A 19,428-nucleotide genomic window follows, 5' to 3' on the forward strand; every position below is an offset into this window, starting at 1 on the left:
TCAGTTTGTTATTTTAACAAATGATTTTTCATTCATTAATAAGAATTGAATCGTGTAATTGTCATTTTGAATTTGCTCTTTCGTTTCTGGTAAAGCTAAATATTCTTGTATCGCCAATTCAATTTCTTGAATTATTTCTTCAGAAGGTGGTTTATCCCAATCCGTTTTAATTGAAACATATGAATGTCCATTCTTCACTCTATAAGATACTCCTGTCAGTTGATAAGTCGATTTTCCCGCCATTGCATCATATATATCGGATGCAATATATGCCCAACGATTATCTTGTTGACGATATTCTAAGTTAAAAGTATTCACTTCAATATCTTTTACATCTAAATTTTGTGATTCTATTTCTTTTTCGATATCCGCAATAATTTCAGTTGACTTTTGAATATGTTCTGGAATATCAATTGTGACAATATTAGAAAACCATGATTCATTAATCCCTGCTAATTCATAATCTGCTTCTTCAGCATACCCATATGATGCGAATACTTCCTTCACAATCTTATTTACCTTGTCATAAAGACTGCTTGTTTCATCCCCTAGTTCATCTCGAGGTGTTTCAACAGCTTCTGAAACCTTTAATTCATATTTGTCATAGCCATTTTCATATAGATAATTACTTACCTTCGGTTCAAGGTCATCTGTTGCTTGTTTTAATGTAGTATCTTCCAAAATTAGTGAAATTTCAATTGTATATGGAGATGGTGTTATCCCCACATAATTAACAGTGTATCCTTCCTTTTCGATTAATTCAAAGAGTAGAGATGTTAAATCGGGATTATGCTGACCATTTGAAAAATTAGGAGTGATAGAAATTGGTAAAACTTTCGCTACAATACTTGCCATTGCAGGAGAGATAAAAGCTGAGCCAATAAATAAACTAAATAGAAGGGTCAACCCAATGCCTACGTATGCTAACTTCCTAGTCAAGCTTATCATATTTGTAAATGATGATTCATTAGTCTTATTTCCTACGTTAAATTCTAATTGTTCAATATCGGTCATGATTCGATTCTTCAATTCTTGTTTTTGTTTTGTCTTCCACATGAAATCAGAATCTAGTTTTTTTAAGGAACTATCAAATTCAGTATCATCTTCGTATTGTTTCCTCACTTATATATCCCCCCTTTAATAATTGTTTTTTCAATGCTGGAATCGCTCTAAAAAAAGTCGATTTCACCTTACCTTCAGACCAACTCAATATCTTTGCTGTATCCTCAATAGAAAAACCTTTGATTTTTCTTAATATTATTACCTTTCTATATGTATCTTTGAGTGCACCTAAAGCCTTATAAAGTTCATATGATTCCTCTTTTAACCTAACAATTTCTTCTGGTAATGGAAGGTTGTCTTTTTGCAAATAAAACATTTCTTTAAGAATAGTAGATGGTTTACGCTTCCTTAAAAAATCAACTGTAAGATTGTGAGCTATACTAAAGAGCCATGTTTTTTCACTGGAATGATGTTTAAATGAATCATAATATAAGTACGCCTTTAAAAAGGTATCGTGAGTTAAATCCTCCGCCTGCTGATAATCTTTTACCATTAGCAAAATAAAGCTTAGTACAGATTTGCTATGTTGGTCATACCAATCAGATATTTCTCTCTTTTTATTCTCTGACAAATACCACCCCTCCTTTCATGAATGTTCAATACTTAGACGTATAAGTTAACTAAAAGTTGTGTTTAATGTACCAAAATTTTAAAAATCACTTGTAACGATATTGGTAATTAATAACATCAAGTTTTCATAGATAGTTGAATTAGCTAATAAACACAGAAAGTAAGCCACAATAATGGCTTACCTCAGACCGTAGACAAACCCCACCTTTGTGAACTGCGCCCCAATTGTTAGACACTATCTACAACAATTGGAGGTGCAGTTTTTTGTCCAAATTTACTGCGGAAAAGAAAGTTACAGAGAAATGGAAAATCTATTGGAATAGATCACAAATCGATTGTTAAATGGGTAAGACAATACAACTACAATGGTGCAGAGGCATTGGTGAAACGTTGTACAAGTTATACACAAATGTTTAAACAAGAAGAACTACAATATATGACGGAAATTGGTACTTCTCTATGAGAAACGGCAGCTATTTTTAATATCCCAGCGCATTCCACTTTAGCTGTATGGAAAAGAAAGTTTGAAACACAAGAGATAGATGCCCTTCAGTCACAGGAACAGGGGCGTCTATCTATGAAAAAAGATTCAAATAAACAAAGTTCTACTGACCGTTCTTTTGAAGCACTAGAAAATCGAATAAAACAACTGGAAATGGAAAATGAGTATTTAAAAAAGTTGAATGCCTTAGTTCAAAACAAGGAAAAATCACCAAACAAGACAAAGCACAAGTAGTCTATGAGTTAAGGCATAAGTATTCGGTGAAGTCACTCGTAAAACTCGCTGGCATTCCACGCAGCACCTATTATGATTTAGTAAAAAGAATGAATCGACCTGATCCAGACACCGATATAAAAGGAGAAATCCAAGCCATTTATGAAGAACATGAAGGTCGTTACGGTTACCGTCGTATTCGGGATGAGCTAGTGAATCGTGGGAAAAAAGTAAATCATAAGAAGGTTCAACGAATCATGAAAGAGCTGGGTTTAAAATGCCTAGTACGGATGAAAAGGTATAAATCTTATAAGGGCACAGTCGGTAAAAAAGCGCCAAATCATTTAGACCGTCAATTTAGTGCGGACGCACCGAATGAAAAATGAGTAACAGATATTACAGAATTTAACTATTTGGTGAAAAGCTGTATCTATCGCCTGTATTAGATTTATTTAATGGGGAATTATTACGGATACCATCGGTTCTCGACCAACGTATTCATTAGTTTCGGACATGTTAGAAAAAGCATTAGAATCCTTACCAGAAAGGCATCAATTACTCATACATTCCGACCAAGGATGGCATTATCAAATGAAACAATATCGCAACTTGCTTTAAGCAAAAGGGGCTAAACAGAGTATGTCACGTAAAGGTAACTGTTACGATAGCTCTGTAATGGAAAACTTCTTTGGGATACTGAAGTCAGAATTCCTTTATTTTAAGGAATTTGAAAGTGTGAACCACTTTAAACTAGAATTAGAAAAATATATAGAATACTATAATAGGAAACGGTTAAAGGGAAAATTGAAAATGAGTCCGGTACAATACCGAACTCATTTTGAACAAGTTGCCTCATAAATAACTGTGTTTAACTTTTAGGGGGCACTACATTGAGGTGGGGTCTCATTCACACATTGTGAAAATATAGACTTTTCTTTTTTAAAATTCAAAACCCTTTCATACTATAACCGTAAACTTCAAAATCTTCTTTGTAAAGCTCTTCAACTAATTGCATTGCTTCAGCATCATATAGACTCTCATAACTAGGCAAGTCCCCATCAAATTCTAATGGTATTTTTGTTTCTGCATGTCTCCCATCATCCTTCATATAATTTAGAAAATGGTGTGGAGATTTTGATAAATCTTTTATAGGAGATTTTGGAAGGTTGAATCTCTTTTCTATTTTTTTTAATTCTGATTTAAGGTCCTCTAATTTAACATAATGATTTATTAACTCTTCTTCCCCTTGTACATACTGCTGTGAAATATGAGTATCTATTTGACCTGGTTGCACACCTATTTCTTTAATATAATATAAAAACTCCTTAAACGATAGGCCAGTGGTGATTTTCGGATTTAAGTTAACATTTTCAACCGTTCCAATTAGTGTAGCGTAAAACGAGCTAACAGCTCTTTTATATGGATTCCTAACGAGTTTATATATTGTTTTTTGGTTAGACAATAGACTATTGACTAGTTCCTCTCTGTAAAATTGATCTTGAATTTTGGATCTATAGGTATGAATCCACTTGTCCATATTTAACGCTTCAGATAGTTCTCCTGACTGATAATAAAACCATTTCATTATAGTTGTACAACCTGATTTTGGTGACCAATAAAAAATAATAGGTAAATTCTTATTATATAGAGGCATTCCCTTCCTAAATGTTTGGATTATTTCATTATTATTCATTTTCAGCTTCTCTCCTTTTATCACCATTTAACATATAATATGAAAAAACCTAAAATATGAAATGTGTAAATACCTTTAAATTAGAAAAATGTATATTTTTAAGAAAGGTACATATTTAATAATTATTGATAGGTTTATTAAGGAGTTGAAGATATTTGATGACTTGGGAAATGCTTAAATTATCCATTCAGGGTGATTATTGGTATTCAGGAGCCTTAGGATATACAATTACTCATACTACAAAGGGTTTCGTTTCTTCTAATTCGCAATTTACAATTAAAGTTTCGAATAAATTCTTAAGAGCTACTGATTGGAGAAAAATAAATTAAATTTTCAATAATTCCATCATACTTCTGAAGGACTTGTTATTACTCAACTCTTAAACTCTCACCAACATAAATCGTGTAATTGTTATCTAGATCGTTCCAGTTTTTAATTTGCTTAATAGTGCTACCGTATTTTTTTGCTAGTTCCGATACCGTTTCACCTTTTTTCACAGTATGATAAGTGGCACCAGAATTAAAATTTAATTTGCTACCTATTTCCAATGCATCTACATCAATGCCAGGATTAAGCTTTTTAAGATTATTAACACTTGTGTGTTAGTAGCAATCCCTGCAAAATACCCCTTATATCCTTTCGCATTACGGTATACCGGTACCAGAAGAACCACCCACATATCCCTTGTTAACAAACCTTGTTTCATCATCTGACCCTATATAAATATAAGCATTAGTTGAATTAGTGCTGAAACCAAAACCATAAATTACAGAAGCTCGTAAATCACGGTATACCACTGATCCGTCAGCTTGCGTAAAAGCTGAACTTGTTATTCTTACTTCTCGATCTGTTCCGATATATCCATTATATCCCGGGCCAAAACGTAATCCTTGAGCCCTGATAGGTCTGTAACTATAATTCTCTGCAACACCATCTGATGGAATACTTGAAATGTCAACCCCTGACTTCATTATTTGAATCAGGAGCCAAATAAACATTAGAATTAATTGTACCTAGAGTAGCACTTGTTACTAGTGATCTATCAACACTAAATCGTTGAGAACCGCCTGAATTATATCCAAACAACCCGTCAGAATTAACATTTACATAATGCCCACTAGACTGTGTAAGACGGACATTCCCACCAATGATTTCTAAATTAGTTAGACCATCCGATGAACGGAACTTAGCTCCATACACGTCAATACCTCTCAATGCACCTACATTGATACGGTCAGCGTTCACGCTTACAATTTTAGCAGCTGTTACAGCTAAATCATCAATTTGAACAGTACCAATAATGGCATCTTGTAATTTTGCACGTGTAATAGGCGCATTTGCCAATGCGCCATTCTGAACTGTTATACTATAGGCAGCCATTAAGTTTGCGGTAACCTCAATTAATGCTGCATTGGGGAAAAATTTATAAACTCTATACTAAAACAACAATTGAAGGAGTCCATACAACAGCAGGGATGATTTTTTAATATGCAATAAAGGAGAAAATGAGAGTCGAGAACCCGAAGATATTGAAAATGATTCAATTAAAGATAAATATTTGGAGTATGGGGAGTTAACAGAATTTCTAAATGCGGTGAAAGAGTATGAGATGGAGTTTGATCTAGAACGATTCTATTTGCTAGCATTTTCGGTAATGCGTTGGAGATTTATGTGCTCTTAAATGGACAGATATCAACTTTGATACAAACGAAATCCGTATAACGAAAACTATTTATAATCCTAACAATAACATGCACAATTACGAATTGACCCCTCCGAAGACAAAAGTTTCGATCCGAACATTCGTAATGGATGAAGCCATTATGATGTTAAAAGTTCATAAAGCAAAATAAAATTAGACCCCAAAAAAGAAATGATTCAAATTCTCATGATGGAAATTTTGTATTCTGTCGAAAAAATGGGTATCCATTTATTCAAATCTTATCAATAGAATGAATCTCATATTAAAGAAAACAACTATCCAAGCCGGCTATACCACACATCTTTCGCCATACTCATATTTCTATGTTAGCCGAGGCAGAAATTGATTTAGCAACTATTATGAAAAGGGTTGGTCATGATGACGAAAAAACGACACTGAAAATTTATACACATATTACAGAAAAGATGAAAAGAAATGCAAATGAGAAGATAAGCAACTACTTTAGCGAGGTTTTAAAAATGCAATAAATGTGACTGAAAAGTGATTTTATCAAAAAAAGAAGGCTGAATAAACAGCCTTCTTTTTTTGATATATAAGGGTTTATATGATGTTTATTACATCATGCCGCCCATACAGTAACCTTAAAAACACTAAAAAATAGATGTTAAAAACCCCTTTAAATCAACACTTACATAAATCATTCATACATAAAAAAGAGTCATATTATATCCTCTCGGTGTTTTTTCGGTGGTTTTTTTATTCTACAATTATGTTATAATTAACTTGTGTTAGCTAGCCTACGTTAAGTGCTAGCCTTGACGTAGTAACACAACAATATAAGAAGGTATGGCTTGGAATCCCATGCCCTCTTCCCAATGAATATGTGACTTGAGAAAACGACTTTACACGGGGTCGTTTTTTCTTTTGCATTCAAAAACCGCTGACTATAAAATCAACGGTTTGTATTCTTTGCATAACTTGAAATAATATTTTTAAAATCATTTAAGCAATAGAAAATATATCGGCTTAATTCTTCCAGGTCATCTTTATTTAGTAAATCGTCCTGGTGTGTTTGGTCGAATGTTTCTACTGAAAATTGAGTTGCTACTCTAAAATTTTCTAGGGCTTCGTCTAGTTTATCGTCTAGCTGCTTAGGTGTCATACTGTTTCAACTCCTATAATCGTCATAGTTAAGTTTTCTTCATCATCATTTAACACGCTTTCCATGTTGAAGAAACGATCTTTATATTTAATTCGTGTTTGTGCGCTGTCATCTATGCCGTTGGTGTGTCGGATAATAAAACGGTATGTTCTTTCAACGTGTTCCCTACTTGTTACTGCTGAAAGGTATTCTCTACCCTTAATTGTCTTAACTGCACACCATACACTTTTTATATCTACCCAATCTGTAACAACTCGGTCTGTATCTGGGTCTACATATTCCTGCATTTGCTGAAACGTAATTCTATGCTTCATTTGTAGCATGTTTTAACCTCCTATAGTGCCCTTAAGTATTCTTCATAGTGTTCAAATAGCCCTACATATGCGTCCAACATAGAAGATGTTCCATCAATCCTCATTTTAGCTGCTTGATTCTTTACTGGTACGATATTACCGTTACGATCTGTTTCAATTCCCGTATTTGTTAAGCACCATTTAAGAATAGGGCTGTTATTATAATTAATTTTCTTTGCTTTAAGGTCTTGTCCCATTTGCTGCATTGGAAGGCTTAACGTTCTAGCCCCTTGAATACATCTCACCATTTTAAAGCCGTATTGCTCCATTTCTTCCACCCAATATTTAGCACTGTATGAATCATAGTAGATCCATAAAGGCGTAATACTGTAATCATTTAGCATTTCTAAAAACCACGCTGTTATATCGCCATAATTAATTGAATTGCCGTTACATAGTCTTAATAAGCCTTTATCTAGCCATTTATCATAAGGTATTTTGTCCTCTTGTACTCTTTGCTCAAAACTATCTCTTGGAAGCCAATACATTTGGTGTATATATCGCTTTTCTGTTTCCTTATCCACCATTAAGAGGGTTGCACAACTTAAATCGGTTGTAATTGATAGATCGGCTCCACCTATTGCATAGCAATTCTTAAATTGTGATATATCAAATGTTTCTTCGTTACTTATATCGTCAAATGTAAGCCATGCACTATGAACGGTGTCCCTTACATTAAAGTCTTTTGTAAGTAGTCCTGTTATATCGCTTGGATTGTTCTTTGCCTTTTTCACTTTATTTTCTAGGTCATCTAGTTTCTTAATTGTTCCTAGTGCAGGGTTTGCTTTTTGCCATGCTTCTGGCTTTTTCCATTCCTTCTTTTCGTCTAGCTCATAAAGAATGGGTAAAAAGGTATCGTCTTTATAGTTTCCATCTACCACGTTACAAGCGTATTCGTACATATCATCAAATATATTTCCTCTTACTGTTCCAGCCGTTGTAATCATAATTAAAATAGGTTGCTGCCGTGCTGATTGTGATTGCTTCATAACCTCGTATAAGTTACGGTCTGCAATGCCATGAAGCTCGTCTATGACTACTAAACTAGCGTTCAATCCATCAAGGGTATTACTACTTTTAGCAAGTGGCATTAAGCTAGACATTGAAAGAGGAAAATATAGATCCATTTTACGCTTTTTAATATGCTTTGATAAATATGGGCTTTGCTTTATCATGTTGTGTGCTTCATCAAACAATATACGGGCTTGATCTCGCTTGGAAGCTATACTGTAAACTTCTGCACCGCCTTCACCATCTGCCATAAGCATATATAACGCTATACCGCTCAACATGGTAGTTTTTCCGTTTTTTCTTGCAACATAAAACATACTTTCTCTAAAACGTCTTAAGCCTGTGTCTTTATCTATGAAGCCAAATAAAGCACTAATATAAGCTTTTTGAAAGAGTTCAAGGGTAACAGGCTTTCCAGCCCATTCACCCTTACTATGCTTACAAAAACGTTCTATAAAGGCTATTGGTTTATTTGCCTTTGCTTCATTAAAAATAAATTGCTGTGGGTTATCAATTTCATTAACCAATTTTTTATATTGCTTAAATACACGCTTTGAAACGGTTATTTTACCTTCTTTAATTGCATTCCAATATTCTTTTATATAGTTCACGTTATCCCCCATTTATAAAGTCCATTAAAGCGTCATTTTGCGCTTCTATTTCTGTTCGTGGTAGTAAGTCTATTAATTGCTTATAAAGAAGGCTAAAGCGTTGTATGGTCGTGTTATAGGCTTTTAACGCTGGGTGTTCTCTTAAAAATTCTTGCTTACCTTGCTTAAACATGTTTACTGGCCCTTCATCTTCTACCTGTGCCTTTAAAGTGGCCAATGTATTCTGCATGAAAACAAGTTCATTATATATCCCTGTTGCTATTGGTTGTCTGTCCTCTGGTACTTCCTTTAATAGTTTCTTAACTTTCCTCATATCGGTTGAAATGGTTACTTTTCTTCTAGTAGTTGTCATATGTTCACCTCTTTTTTTCACTTGCTAATATAACCCTCGCCTTATATAAAAACCCGTGGAGAGGAAAAGAAAACTCCCCCTCAACGGTCTCCCAAACACTTCAAAAATTAATTTGATGGGGGGTTACTTTTATTAAATTTCCGTTTTCATCAAACGTTGTTCCCTCAATAGTTGGGCTTGTCGTGTTATGTTCCTTATTATGGCAATCTTGGCATAATGCTTCTAAATTGCTCCAATTAAGCGTTATTTGAGGATTATTTATGTTTTTAGGGCTTATATAGGTCTTATGATGGCAAATAACGGCTGTATTTCCGCATCTTTCGCATATATAATGCTTGCTTTGCATGAAACCAGTCCTACATTTAACCCATTCCTTACTTGTATAGAAGCTTTTAGCATAATCTTGCGCCATAGCCTACATATTCCTTCCTAAAGCTGTTAAAGCCGTTAAAAGGTTGTCTATAGTGCGCTTAAGTCGTTCACTGTCTTGTCCTTGAGGGTCAAACCATAATTGTAAAATAAATTTTGTTACTGTCTGTGCTAATGGGTGTATCTCTGTATCATCTTCCCATGTTCTACCTGTTGTTACTTCTAGGTAACTAGGTATAGATTCCAATAAGGGAACAATGATAATATCGTTGTCCTCGCCATCTACTCTTACTGCGTTCCTTGCTTCCTGTATATCAATTAACAATATAGATCACTCCTTTTAGAAAAAGGGATACCAGTATAAACTGATACCCCTTGAAATGTTGTTAGGCTTATACTGTTGCTGGTGCTAGTTTAATAAATGCTTCTGGTACAAGTGGCTTAGTATCTGCAATCGCCATTGCTCGGTAATCTACTAATCCACTCTTAAAGCTTGATTCCCTTGAAGTTTCAATCATCACACCTTCTGGCATGTTATAGCCCATGTATTGGAAGTTTCCTAGAATAATAGTATCATCTGCTAGGTTGTCATCTACGATAACTTCTTTACCTAGAATATAACCAATGCTTTCATTCTTAGGATCTGCAATAAAGATAGGTCGCTTGTTACCATCTACTAAGCTATATACTTTGTTGTATAGTGTAGCGTTACTCATAGCAAATTTTGCGCCTGCTCCATATCCACGTTTTAACAATGCTAAAGCCTTTGTGAAGTCTGTGTAATCGCCTGTAAGTTCTAGGCTGTTTGTTGCGTCCCATGTAATACCACTGTCTAGCCCTGTGCCTTGTCCTTCTCCAGTACCATTTACTAATGCGTCTGCAATAGCTTCCATCACACAATTAGTAAGTTCATCTGTGATATATGATTCAAATGCTTGGATAGACATTTTCTTAGTAGCTGCACTCATTGAAAATACTTTAATGATCTCATAGCCTTTAAAGCTTACTGTAGCTGTTGATACCTTTTCACTTTCAACGGCTGCACCTTCTACATGCCATTGCGCCTTACTGGAAGGTGTTCCAATTGGTACGCTGATATTTGTAGGAATGTTGAAGTTTCTAACATGCCCGATAAGTCCACCCATTGTACGGGCTTTTTTAATCACTTCGTTTAGTGTTTGCGTTGGTAAAACGGCTGCACTATTCGTTGTAGTGTTGAATGCGTCTGCTCTGCGTTCTGTTTCTTGTAGCTCCATTGCTTTATTAAAAGTACGTTGTTCAATATCTGTAAGTTTTTGACCTAACATAGTTTTATAAAATGCGTTGCGGTATTCTGTACTACCAAAAATATTTTCTGTTGGCACTTTGTTTTGTTGGTTGAAGTTCATTCCAGTAATAGGATTGAAACTTCTTTGTTCCCCTGTTCCGTTTTCTCCCCCTACGGCTGCTTGGTTGTTATTGTTATTTTGCTTTTCTTTTTCTTGAAGGTTTTTCTTAGCTTCGTTTAATCCTTCAATTTCAATGTTAAGTGTTACAATATCTGCGTTTGGATCTGTGTCAATCGTCCCTTTAATTTGCGCTGCTCTTTGTTCAATCACTGCTAAAGATTGGTTACGGTAATAGTTAAATGCCTCTTGTACTGTTTTAAAATTCATTTATAAAACACTCCTCGATAATATTTTATTTAATTTAATTTTCGCTGCTTGTCTTTCTGGGGCTTTAAGCTCTTTCCATATATCCTCAATTTGTGATCTAGCTTCTACACTAGTTTGAGGATAAGCAGGAAAAGGCGTTATACTGCACTCATAAACCTTTTCAATTTTTGTTATTGTTCTGGTATTTGTTTTTGCGTCATAGTGGCTGCCGCCTTTTGGTACTTTAAAAGCAAAACTCATACCCGATAGATCGCCACGCCCTACTGCCGTATGAACGCTTTTTCCATCTTCTGTATTTGGTAGCTCTGCCCTCATCAATAACCCTGCCGGATCTATTGACAATTGCATTGTCTTAGGTGTTCTTGCTAAAGGAATTTTATTCATATCGTGGTTATAAAGTAAGCGAACGTCTGTAATATCCGCTTTATCTAAAGCCCCTCTTTTTATAACCTCGATATATTCCCCAAATGGTGCTTTTATAGTGGTAGGCTCGTCATAAATAATCGGTCTACCAGTTAGAATAAGGTCGCCTTGCTCTTTTGGCTCGGCTGCCCTTAGTTCTGCTACTCTCAATTCTTTCATTGGTTATTACCCCCTTTGTCACTTAACTGATACTGGTCGGCTTTTTCTGCATTAACTACATTTAATGTTTGTAGTCGCTTGTCACCGTCCTCAACTGGTGGCATATTCAATATTTCTAAAGCTTGATTTATGGTAAATAATCCATAAGGTGTAAGCTCTTTTAAAATATTTGTTTTTGTTTCATTGCTTGCAAATTGTAGCCTGTTTGCTTCAAAGATGATTGAATTTCCAAACGCTTGTTCACGCTCGGTAAATAGCTTATCTGTAAGTTCTAAAGAAAATTGAACGGCTAAAGTCTCAATAACACTTTCGTAAAACGCTGCCCATTCGTCCTCGTTATAGGTACTATTTACAATCTTTTCACTGATACCCAAATACTCGTATATTTTCCTTTTCACTGAATCTAGTTGTTTGTCATCAATTGCAACTGGTTTTGATTCCAAAGGGGTATATTCATATTTACTATCTAAAGCTGCTATACCACCGTTATTACTCGCTGTTAAATAATCCTCAACAAATGCTGCTTTTTCCTCTTTTAGTTTCTCTGGGCTTAATACCTGGTTGTATTTCAATATGCCCCTTATGGTTGCATTGCTTTTTATAGAATTTTCTAGCCCTTCATTTTGCGTATGCGCTAGGTCTAACGTTGGAAGTATTGCCGTATTCGTATCGCCTAATAGATCGTTACTGTTAAAAAATCGCCTTGCTGTAAATACTTCTTTAAAAGGCAAAATAACATGTTTTCCATTAGCAAATAAGAAACGGCAATACATTTCACCTGTTAGATCGGTTATATACTCAACGCTTTGCGGGGATAAGGGATAAATTGCTTTTAAATTCCCTTTGTTATCCTTCTGTAAGAAGGCGAAAGCATTGTTATACAAGTAGTAATGTGTTACCAGCTTATAAATTAAGTCATAGGCTGTCATATATGGATTAGGTCTTACTTGTAATATGCGGTTTAAATAATGATCGCCCTCTTTTCTTTTGTCTGGGGACGTTATAACATGCGTTCCTTTTAACTTGGCTGCATTTCTTGCTATGGCGTCAACTGCTGCCCTGTAAATATCACTTTCATATGCGTTACCGCTAAACGGTGTAAATATTGCGGCTCCACCGCTCATTATTTCCGCTCGTTCCGTTTTCTGTGGTTCCTCTTTTTTGCGGTTAAAGATCCTTTCAAAAAAACCTGCCACTTACTCACCCCACTTTATTAATTTTCCGTAGTTATAAGTTATACTTATTATAACATGGTTTTGTTATAAGTATTACTTATAGTTATTCTATTGTTTTTCGTACCAGATAACATTATTTCCTAAATAGGTTCGTTCCGTTCCATCTTCAAAATAAACTGTGATAAATGGATAAATATCATTTTCGCTAGTCCAAATTAGTTCAATTGTTTCGACTTCATTTTCACCTTCTGCAAATATTACTACACTATCAAACTCATTTATTTTTATTTTTGATAGATATTCTTTCATATTTTCACCCCTTTTTTGTATTTGTCGCACTTCTATTTTCACTATGTGCGACACTATTTGTTCTTACTCTCCCAATAGTTTGACGTTATTTGTCGCATGTCGCACTTCTATTTGACATTCGCTTTTAATATAGTGGTAGTAGTCATATTTTTGTACTACACTACTACTACATTCATATATTTAAGTTGAATAGAAGTACAACAAGTGCGACATAGTAGTTTTAACCGTTGATGTAACTGTACTTGTTCATGTCGCACTTCTAAAAATAAAGTGCGACATAAGTACAACAAGTGCGACAATCTTCTAATTTAATACAAAACATTGAACGGAGTTTCCAGTAGCAGGATACCAACTTGCCATATTAAGAAATTCTCTACTAGGTCTAGCAGATTTTTTCATATATCCTTCGCCTAACAGTTCTTGAAATTCAATAACAAACTGTCTTTTTGACTTGAACTTATATCCGTTATTTTGGCAAAAATATTGATATTCTTTATAAACATAGTCTGTAGGTACATTGTCAACTTCTGCTATTTCTTCATCTTTATATTCGTTTTTATAGAATTCAACAATTGGATTATTAAACTCTTTGTATTCTTCTAATTGTTGTTTTACAACATCTGGAATGGAAAATTTTTTAAATTCCATCTGTAACGCTTTAAAAAGTATATATTCTAAAACGTCCTTTGATTTTAACTTAACCTCTTTAATGGTTGGATCTTCTACCTTTCCGTTAAAGTTCGCATTGAATGGAAGTATCACCATTCGTCTATAAGTTCCGTTACTCTTGTTTCTTATTTTAGGAATCTCATTAGCACTGAATAACATAGCCAATTTAAGCTGCACTGTGAATGGATCTCGTCCTTTTTGTTCTACGGTTATATAATCCCCAGTAGCAATACTTTGTAAATTGGAGTTATTTTCAATATAACTACCAGCAATATCATCACCAATATTTAATGTCTTTCCTACCATCTGGAACGGTTTAAACTTCTCACCTATTTCATGCATTTTTAAAGTGGATACGTTTTTTTCACCTATCAGATTTATTAGTAATTGCTGGAATGTACCTTTACCGTTGTTACCAGATCCAACTAAAATGAAATATTTCCCTCTGGTATAATTGCCGTTTAACGATTCGTTAATAATTTCCCATAGTAGCTTAACTACTTCTGAATCATTACAAGCAATTTCATTCAACCATGAATCAAAGTTCCATTTTGGCTTAGGTGCATTTTCTACATAATTTGTTGATATTTTTGTAGTAAACACCTTTTTTGGCGAAAATGATTCTAGCTTTTTTGTTGCTGCATTATAGATACCATTTCCAACTGGTATTAAATCTGGTGAATTAATGCTTTCTTTTATGTCGCATTGCATTTTAATTTTGAAATAAACATCTTTCACCTGTTTTTCAGTGAATTGTGGTTCTATTGGATAGATCAACCTGTAAATATAATTTATGTTTGAAGTGTATATACCTTCATCATCTATATAAACATGAAGTCTTGCGTCCTCACTTGTACCAATAACCGCAAAATGATGTTTTTTCATTAATGTTTTTGCACAATCAAAAGTGGAAATTTTATCATCACTTTTAATAGTTTTAGAAAATTTTTCATTAAAGGAATAATCCGTTCTAATGTCTTTATTTTTAATTTCCGCTTCCAATTTTGAAAGGTTAGTTTCTTCCCATTCACTATTACCTAATGCAATCATTGTTGCGTATTTCCTTGCATTTTCAATAGTAATTTCACCAGTTTGAACGCTTTTCGCTAGTACCATAATGCATGAAAGAGAATTAGTGTAATCCTGTAAATTTTCCTTTTCTCTTTCAATGTAATTTCTTATAGTCAAAGTGGTACTTCTTGCGCTTAAAGGTGTACGTTTTTCAACCTTTACTGGTTCATTTTTTGGTTCCTCAACTTGTTCAATTTCTACTTTTACTGGATAAGCTTCACCGAATTTAATATATGAATCTGTTTCTTTATCAAATGCACTTGGTAGCCCTTGTAACTGGCTCCATGTAATTGATGAACTATCAAACGGCAAACCTATAACATTGGCAACTTGTTTTATTAACGGTTCATTTTCCTCTTTGCTATAAGGCCTTTCAGCTTCTAGTATTAACCTGTATCGTTCATTACCTAGCCTACTTCTAATAGTTTCATAGATGATATATGAATAACCGTTTATTTTATTGTCAATGTGATTTATAAAATCATTACGATTCATGTTGACATCGTCATAATCTAATACAATAAGATCCTTGCTTATAACATTGCTGTCGTTGCGGATAAATTCCCCATTTTCATTAGGCTTTATGTTTCCACTAATAAAATAATGAATGTTGTTTTTCGCTTTCGCTGTGGCTCTTTTATCCTTTACATCAAACTGATTTACCATTGTTGGGGTAAAGTTAGCAATCCACTCTAAGGCGTCATCTGTTTCTACCTTTGTTAGTTTATTTGTCTTAAAGCCTTTTGAAATGTAAATCAATAAATCACCTCCCCCATTTCTTGTTTCTCCCATCACAATTTGTTACAATGATGGGAGATAAGGAATATTAATTTCCCTTCTAGAAAAGGTGTAGGATCTCCCCAGATTTTTACACCTTTTCATGCGTTTATTAGTGCAATGTATAAAAATATCAATGTTCCAACAAATGCTATTAGATAAAAACGATCTATGAATTTTTCATTCATGGTGTTCACTCGATAACTTGGAAATAGTTTCTTGATATTCCCCGATTTCTTTTAGTTGCTCGTAAAATAAGGTGTAAATTGCGCTTAACTGTTTTTGTGTTTGACCAAACCTTACATCAGAAGCCATTGCGTCTGGGTATTGCCGCATATCCTCAATCAAGTGTCCAAAAAATATCATTTGACCTTCGATAACTTCTAAATTAACCATGATACCGTCAGCTTCGTTATTTATATCAATTAACTTTTTCTGCATTGATTTATTTACCTCCAATCAACTTTACAAATTGTACGATTAGCTTTAATTCTTCATCTGTTAACCCCTTGTTGTTCAAGTTATCCACTTCCTTTTTTATTTTAGATAAACCCATGATCTAGGTAACCTCTATCATTTAACACTTCTAATAATTCTTGCGCTGCATTTTCCTTCGTGTAATCTTTAATTTCTTGAAGTGCATATACAACTCTTAAAATACCAGTTGTTATTTCCGCTCTTTCAAGCATTGAATCTAAATCTAATTCATTAACTTTTGGTGCCTGCATATTAATAACCCCCTTTTTTAATACCACGTTCTATTAGGCAGATAATGCCACCAATCACCATTACGGTAATGAACATTCAAGCAGTTTTCTTCGGTGTTTCTTTCGACTTTGACAATATCGGATAACGTGTAATCTTTGCGTTTTTCAAGTCCAAATGCTGAATTATGCCTTGCGTATGTTTCTAATAAAAGTTTATATTCTTCATTTGTTAAATGTTTTGCTACTGGTAACTTACTCATTCTTCTCACCACCCATAAGAAAAGCATTCTTAATACTTTCTGCAATTTCCATGAAGTGTTCTCGATCTCTAGCCTGTACTTGTACAATACTTACAAATTTTTCTCTTTCCTTATCGAAAATAGATACATTTCCTGTTTCAATTTCGCTACCTGTGTTTAGGTCTATATTGGCTTTAAATTCGTATTTTCCCACCTTGCCCACTCCTTTTTTCACCTTATAGCAGCTCCTTTCAATTTATTAAAAAACTTAATATCGTTATTGGTAGCTGTCATACTTGCTGTCATATCATCAAGAAATTCATCAACCTCATTTTTCTTGAACAAGTATTTAGTTCCTACCTTGTAATACTTCAAACCGTTTTTAATTAAACGATCCTCAATGATGGGCTTACTGATATTTAGGTACTCGGATAATTCTTTGTACGACATAAAATATTTTTGTTTTGCTAGTTCATCAACTCGTTCATTGATTGCTTTTTCAAGTAATGTAGTAACTGTCTTATCATCAATTTGAACGCTTAACACCGACATTCACCCCTTTCTTTATTTAATGTCATTGCCTTTGCCTTTTGCTCTATGGTCTCGTCAATTTCTATAATGAATAAATCGTTAACAGTAACACCTAATGCCTTTGCTATCTTATAGGCTGCATTCATGGACGGCTTACGATAACCTGTCTCATAGTTTGAAATAGTTGTTACATTAAGTCCTGTAATGAAGGAAATATCCTTTTGTTTAAAGCCTTTTTGTTTTCGGATCTCCTTTATTCGATTCACTTTTTTCACCTGCCTTCTTGCTATCTGTAGTTAGCATAACACCATATTCCACGGATTGCAAGAAAAATATTCCACGGATTGCAAATTTTTTATTTATCATATAAACTAAGAGTAAATTTAAGGGGGTTGGAATATGGACGAAAAGGATAATAAATTAGGCGATTACTTAAAGCGGTTAAGGAAAAGTAATAACTACACTTTAAGGGAAGCTGAAGCAAAAACAGGTGTACCAAACACTTACATCTCAAATTTAGAAAATGGAAAAAAGAAAAACCCATCTATGGAAACACTGTATAAACTTTCAAAGGGTTATAAATCTTCCTACACACTTTTATTAAGTGAAGCTGGTTATGAGGATGAAGTTGCAAAACGACAAAGTAGGGCATTAGACTTTTTTAGTAATGTGGATGAAATATTAAAAGGTGAAATTGAAGTAGGTAAAAAACAAGTAGATTTAATAGAGCAATCTAAAGAATTGTATAGAAATGAAATTTCAATTCCTATTTATTTGAATGAGGATAATGAGGGTAACTTTTATTTCTTTAAAGATAATGAATTAATAGATGATGAGACACAACAAAAATTAAAAAATATTATTAAAACACTATTAGAATAGGCGGTGATTATTAAATGGCTCGTATATACAAGAAGAAAACTAAAAACGGTATTAGATGGGGTTATGTGGTTTATATCGGCACTGATCCAATCACTGGAAAAGAAAAAAGAAAATATAAACAAGGTTTTTTAACTCAAAAAGATGCTAAACTTGCTGCTGCACTAATTGAACGACAAATCAATAATAATGAGTATATAGAGCCTTCAAAAATTACGTTTAACGCTTTATGTAGTGACTGGGAAAAGCATTATATTACTCAAGCAAAAGAAAGTAGTTTAAGGGCTAGAACTAAGGCTTTAAAACATATTAAAAATGAGTTTGGCAATGTAGCAATACAAAAAATAAGTAAAAAAGCATATCAAGATACCATAGATAAGTTGGCAAATAAATTTAGTTATAATTATGTTTCAAGTATTCATACCTCTGCAAATATGGTTTTTGAATATGCTCGGGAAAATAAATTACTTAAAGAAACACCTACAAAAGATATTACATTACCCAAGAAAAAGAAAACTGTTTCAGATCTGGAACAAGACAAAATACAAGAAAAGTTTCTTGAAAAAGAGGAATTAGAAGAATTTTTAACAACTGCAAAAAATGAAGGTTTAGAAAGTGATTTACTTTCTTTCACCATGCTAGCTTATACAGGTTTAAGAATCGGTGAAATGATAGCATTAAAATGGTCCGATATTGATTTCAATAACCACACCTTAAGAGTTATAAAAACGTATTACAATCCAACAAACAACAAAGAAAAATATACGTTATTAACCCCAAAAACAGAAGGTTCAATAAGAACTATAACTATTGATCCAATTTTAATTGAGTTACTCCAGCTGCACCAACTAGAACAAGATAAAATCAAGAAGGAAAATAAACCCTTCTACCATGATAAAGATTTTATCTTTGCTACTAATGAAGGTTATCCTAAAACCATTAAAAACATTGCTATAAGAATGCAGCGTTTATTGAAAAAGACAAAAATAAAAAAACATGTTACACCTCATTCATTTAGACATACTCATACTTCATTACTAATTGAAGCGAACGTCCATATTAAAGAGATACAAGAACGATTAGGGCATAGCGATATTAATACAACTATGGACATATACGCTCATATGACAAAGAACATTAAAAAAGAGGCTTCCACTAAGTTTAGTAACTTAATGAAAGACCTCTCTAAAAATCTCACTGACTAATATCGGTGGTTTTATCGGTGGTCTGATATAAGCTCATAGGCTATAAACATTGATATATCAATGTTTTA

Annotated in this window: 24 protein-coding genes and 2 pseudogenes; 4 read left to right on the plus strand and 22 right to left on the minus strand. The window is 33.7% G+C overall.

The features are described 5' to 3' along the window. Together H9655_RS20595 and H9655_RS20600 are read right to left on the minus strand one after the other, a co-directional pair. Positions 1-1,122, minus strand: coding sequence for a DUF4030 domain-containing protein (locus tag H9655_RS20595; RefSeq protein ID WP_191817110.1), 1,122 nt, complete (start codon positions 1,120-1,122; stop codon positions 1-3). After that, complete coding sequence (locus tag H9655_RS20600; RefSeq protein ID WP_191817111.1) at positions 1,100-1,633, minus strand: RNA polymerase sigma factor; 534 nt, start codon at positions 1,631-1,633, stop codon at positions 1,100-1,102. The genes H9655_RS20595 and H9655_RS20600 overlap by 23 nt, the downstream gene beginning before the upstream one ends. Before the next feature lie 247 nt (positions 1,634-1,880). On the opposite strand from H9655_RS20600, the pseudogene H9655_RS20605 reads away from it, so the two are divergent. Then, positions 1,881-3,205: pseudogene (locus H9655_RS20605) on the plus strand (IS3 family transposase). 88 nt (positions 3,206-3,293) lie between these two features. On the opposite strand, the gene H9655_RS20610 reads toward H9655_RS20605, so the two are convergent. From H9655_RS20610 to H9655_RS20625, 3 genes are all read right to left on the minus strand, one after another. Continuing rightward, positions 3,294-4,040, minus strand: a complete 747-nt coding sequence (locus H9655_RS20610; RefSeq protein ID WP_191817112.1) for a sulfotransferase family 2 domain-containing protein — start codon at positions 4,038-4,040, stop codon at positions 3,294-3,296. A 644-nt stretch (positions 4,041-4,684) separates the two neighbouring features. Next, on the minus strand, positions 4,685-5,011 hold the full coding sequence (locus tag H9655_RS20620; RefSeq protein WP_191817113.1) for a hypothetical protein: 327 nt from the start codon (positions 5,009-5,011) through the stop codon (positions 4,685-4,687). After that, positions 4,995-5,420, minus strand: coding sequence for a hypothetical protein (locus H9655_RS20625; protein WP_191817114.1), 426 nt, complete (start codon positions 5,418-5,420; stop codon positions 4,995-4,997). Before H9655_RS20625 ends, H9655_RS20620 begins: the two co-directional genes overlap by 17 nt. A gap of 618 nt (positions 5,421-6,038) precedes the next feature. Between H9655_RS20625 and H9655_RS20630 the strand changes: the two are divergent. Continuing rightward, positions 6,039-6,230: pseudogene (locus H9655_RS20630) on the plus strand (tyrosine-type recombinase/integrase); the annotation flags it as partial. A 425-nt stretch (positions 6,231-6,655) separates the two neighbouring features. On the opposite strand, the gene H9655_RS20635 reads toward H9655_RS20630, so the two are convergent. From H9655_RS20635 to H9655_RS20715, 17 genes are all read right to left on the minus strand, one after another. Continuing rightward, positions 6,656-6,865: a hypothetical protein gene (locus H9655_RS20635; RefSeq protein WP_191817116.1), complete on the minus strand. Its 210-nt coding sequence runs from the start codon at positions 6,863-6,865 to the stop codon at positions 6,656-6,658. Beyond that, a complete protein-coding gene (locus tag H9655_RS20640; RefSeq protein WP_191817117.1) occupies positions 6,862-7,188 on the minus strand; it encodes a phage head closure protein in 327 nt (108 codons plus the stop codon). Before H9655_RS20640 ends, H9655_RS20635 begins: the two co-directional genes overlap by 4 nt. Before the next feature lie 11 nt (positions 7,189-7,199). After that, on the minus strand, positions 7,200-8,852 hold the full coding sequence (locus H9655_RS20645; RefSeq protein WP_225230786.1) for a terminase large subunit: 1,653 nt from the start codon (positions 8,850-8,852) through the stop codon (positions 7,200-7,202). Next, a complete protein-coding gene (locus H9655_RS20650) occupies positions 8,842-9,192 on the minus strand; it encodes a hypothetical protein (RefSeq protein ID WP_191817119.1) in 351 nt (116 codons plus the stop codon). Before H9655_RS20650 ends, H9655_RS20645 begins: the two co-directional genes overlap by 11 nt. Before the next feature lie 100 nt (positions 9,193-9,292). Then, positions 9,293-9,604, minus strand: a complete 312-nt coding sequence (locus tag H9655_RS20655; RefSeq protein ID WP_191817120.1) for an HNH endonuclease — start codon at positions 9,602-9,604, stop codon at positions 9,293-9,295. Positions 9,605-9,607: 3 nt separating this feature from the next. Continuing rightward, the gene (locus H9655_RS20660; RefSeq protein WP_191817121.1) at positions 9,608-9,886 is read right to left on the minus strand and encodes a head-tail connector protein; all 279 of its coding nucleotides are present in this window, start codon (positions 9,884-9,886) and stop codon (positions 9,608-9,610) included. A 67-nt stretch (positions 9,887-9,953) separates the two neighbouring features. After that, the gene (locus H9655_RS20665; protein WP_191817122.1) at positions 9,954-11,216 is read right to left on the minus strand and encodes a phage major capsid protein; all 1,263 of its coding nucleotides are present in this window, start codon (positions 11,214-11,216) and stop codon (positions 9,954-9,956) included. Beyond that, on the minus strand, positions 11,217-11,798 hold the full coding sequence (locus tag H9655_RS20670) for an HK97 family phage prohead protease (RefSeq protein ID WP_191817123.1): 582 nt from the start codon (positions 11,796-11,798) through the stop codon (positions 11,217-11,219). Continuing rightward, a complete protein-coding gene (locus tag H9655_RS20675) occupies positions 11,795-12,994 on the minus strand; it encodes a phage portal protein (protein WP_191817124.1) in 1,200 nt (399 codons plus the stop codon). Before H9655_RS20675 ends, H9655_RS20670 begins: the two co-directional genes overlap by 4 nt. Positions 12,995-13,081: 87 nt before the next feature. Next, a complete protein-coding gene (locus H9655_RS20680; RefSeq protein WP_191817125.1) occupies positions 13,082-13,282 on the minus strand; it encodes a hypothetical protein in 201 nt (66 codons plus the stop codon). Positions 13,283-13,585: 303 nt separating this feature from the next. Then, positions 13,586-15,814, minus strand: coding sequence for a DNA primase family protein (locus tag H9655_RS20685; RefSeq protein ID WP_225230787.1), 2,229 nt, complete (start codon positions 15,812-15,814; stop codon positions 13,586-13,588). A gap of 165 nt (positions 15,815-15,979) precedes the next feature. Beyond that, positions 15,980-16,240 carry a hypothetical protein gene (locus H9655_RS20690; RefSeq protein WP_191817127.1) on the minus strand — a complete coding sequence of 87 codons (261 nt, stop codon included), beginning with the start codon at positions 16,238-16,240 and terminating at the stop codon, positions 15,980-15,982. Positions 16,241-16,341: 101 nt separating this feature from the next. Then, positions 16,342-16,527 (minus strand): hypothetical protein, encoded by a 186-nt coding sequence (locus tag H9655_RS20695; protein ID WP_191817128.1) that lies wholly within the window; start codon positions 16,525-16,527, stop codon positions 16,342-16,344. A 17-nt stretch (positions 16,528-16,544) separates the two neighbouring features. After that, the gene (locus H9655_RS20700) at positions 16,545-16,766 is read right to left on the minus strand and encodes a hypothetical protein (RefSeq protein WP_191817129.1); all 222 of its coding nucleotides are present in this window, start codon (positions 16,764-16,766) and stop codon (positions 16,545-16,547) included. Then, the gene (locus H9655_RS20705; protein WP_225230788.1) at positions 16,759-16,980 is read right to left on the minus strand and encodes a hypothetical protein; all 222 of its coding nucleotides are present in this window, start codon (positions 16,978-16,980) and stop codon (positions 16,759-16,761) included. Before H9655_RS20705 ends, H9655_RS20700 begins: the two co-directional genes overlap by 8 nt. Further along, positions 16,977-17,291 (minus strand): helix-turn-helix domain-containing protein, encoded by a 315-nt coding sequence (locus tag H9655_RS20710; RefSeq protein WP_318245527.1) that lies wholly within the window; start codon positions 17,289-17,291, stop codon positions 16,977-16,979. Before H9655_RS20710 ends, H9655_RS20705 begins: the two co-directional genes overlap by 4 nt. After that, entirely contained in the window at positions 17,285-17,542 is a 258-nt protein-coding gene (locus H9655_RS20715) for a helix-turn-helix domain-containing protein (protein ID WP_191817132.1), read from the minus strand. Before H9655_RS20715 ends, H9655_RS20710 begins: the two co-directional genes overlap by 7 nt. Positions 17,543-17,675: 133 nt before the next feature. On the opposite strand from H9655_RS20715, the gene H9655_RS20720 reads away from it, so the two are divergent. Both H9655_RS20720 and H9655_RS20725 read left to right on the plus strand, forming a co-directional pair. Further along, positions 17,676-18,158 carry a helix-turn-helix domain-containing protein gene (locus H9655_RS20720; RefSeq protein ID WP_191817133.1) on the plus strand — a complete coding sequence of 161 codons (483 nt, stop codon included), beginning with the start codon at positions 17,676-17,678 and terminating at the stop codon, positions 18,156-18,158. 14 nt (positions 18,159-18,172) lie between these two features. Next, positions 18,173-19,360, plus strand: coding sequence for a site-specific integrase (locus H9655_RS20725; RefSeq protein WP_191817134.1), 1,188 nt, complete (start codon positions 18,173-18,175; stop codon positions 19,358-19,360). Positions 19,361-19,428 lie beyond the last annotated feature (68 nt).

Source organism: Cytobacillus stercorigallinarum, from assembly GCF_014836495.1.
Lineage (GTDB): Bacteria > Bacillota > Bacilli > Bacillales > Cytobacillaceae > Cytobacillus > Cytobacillus stercorigallinarum.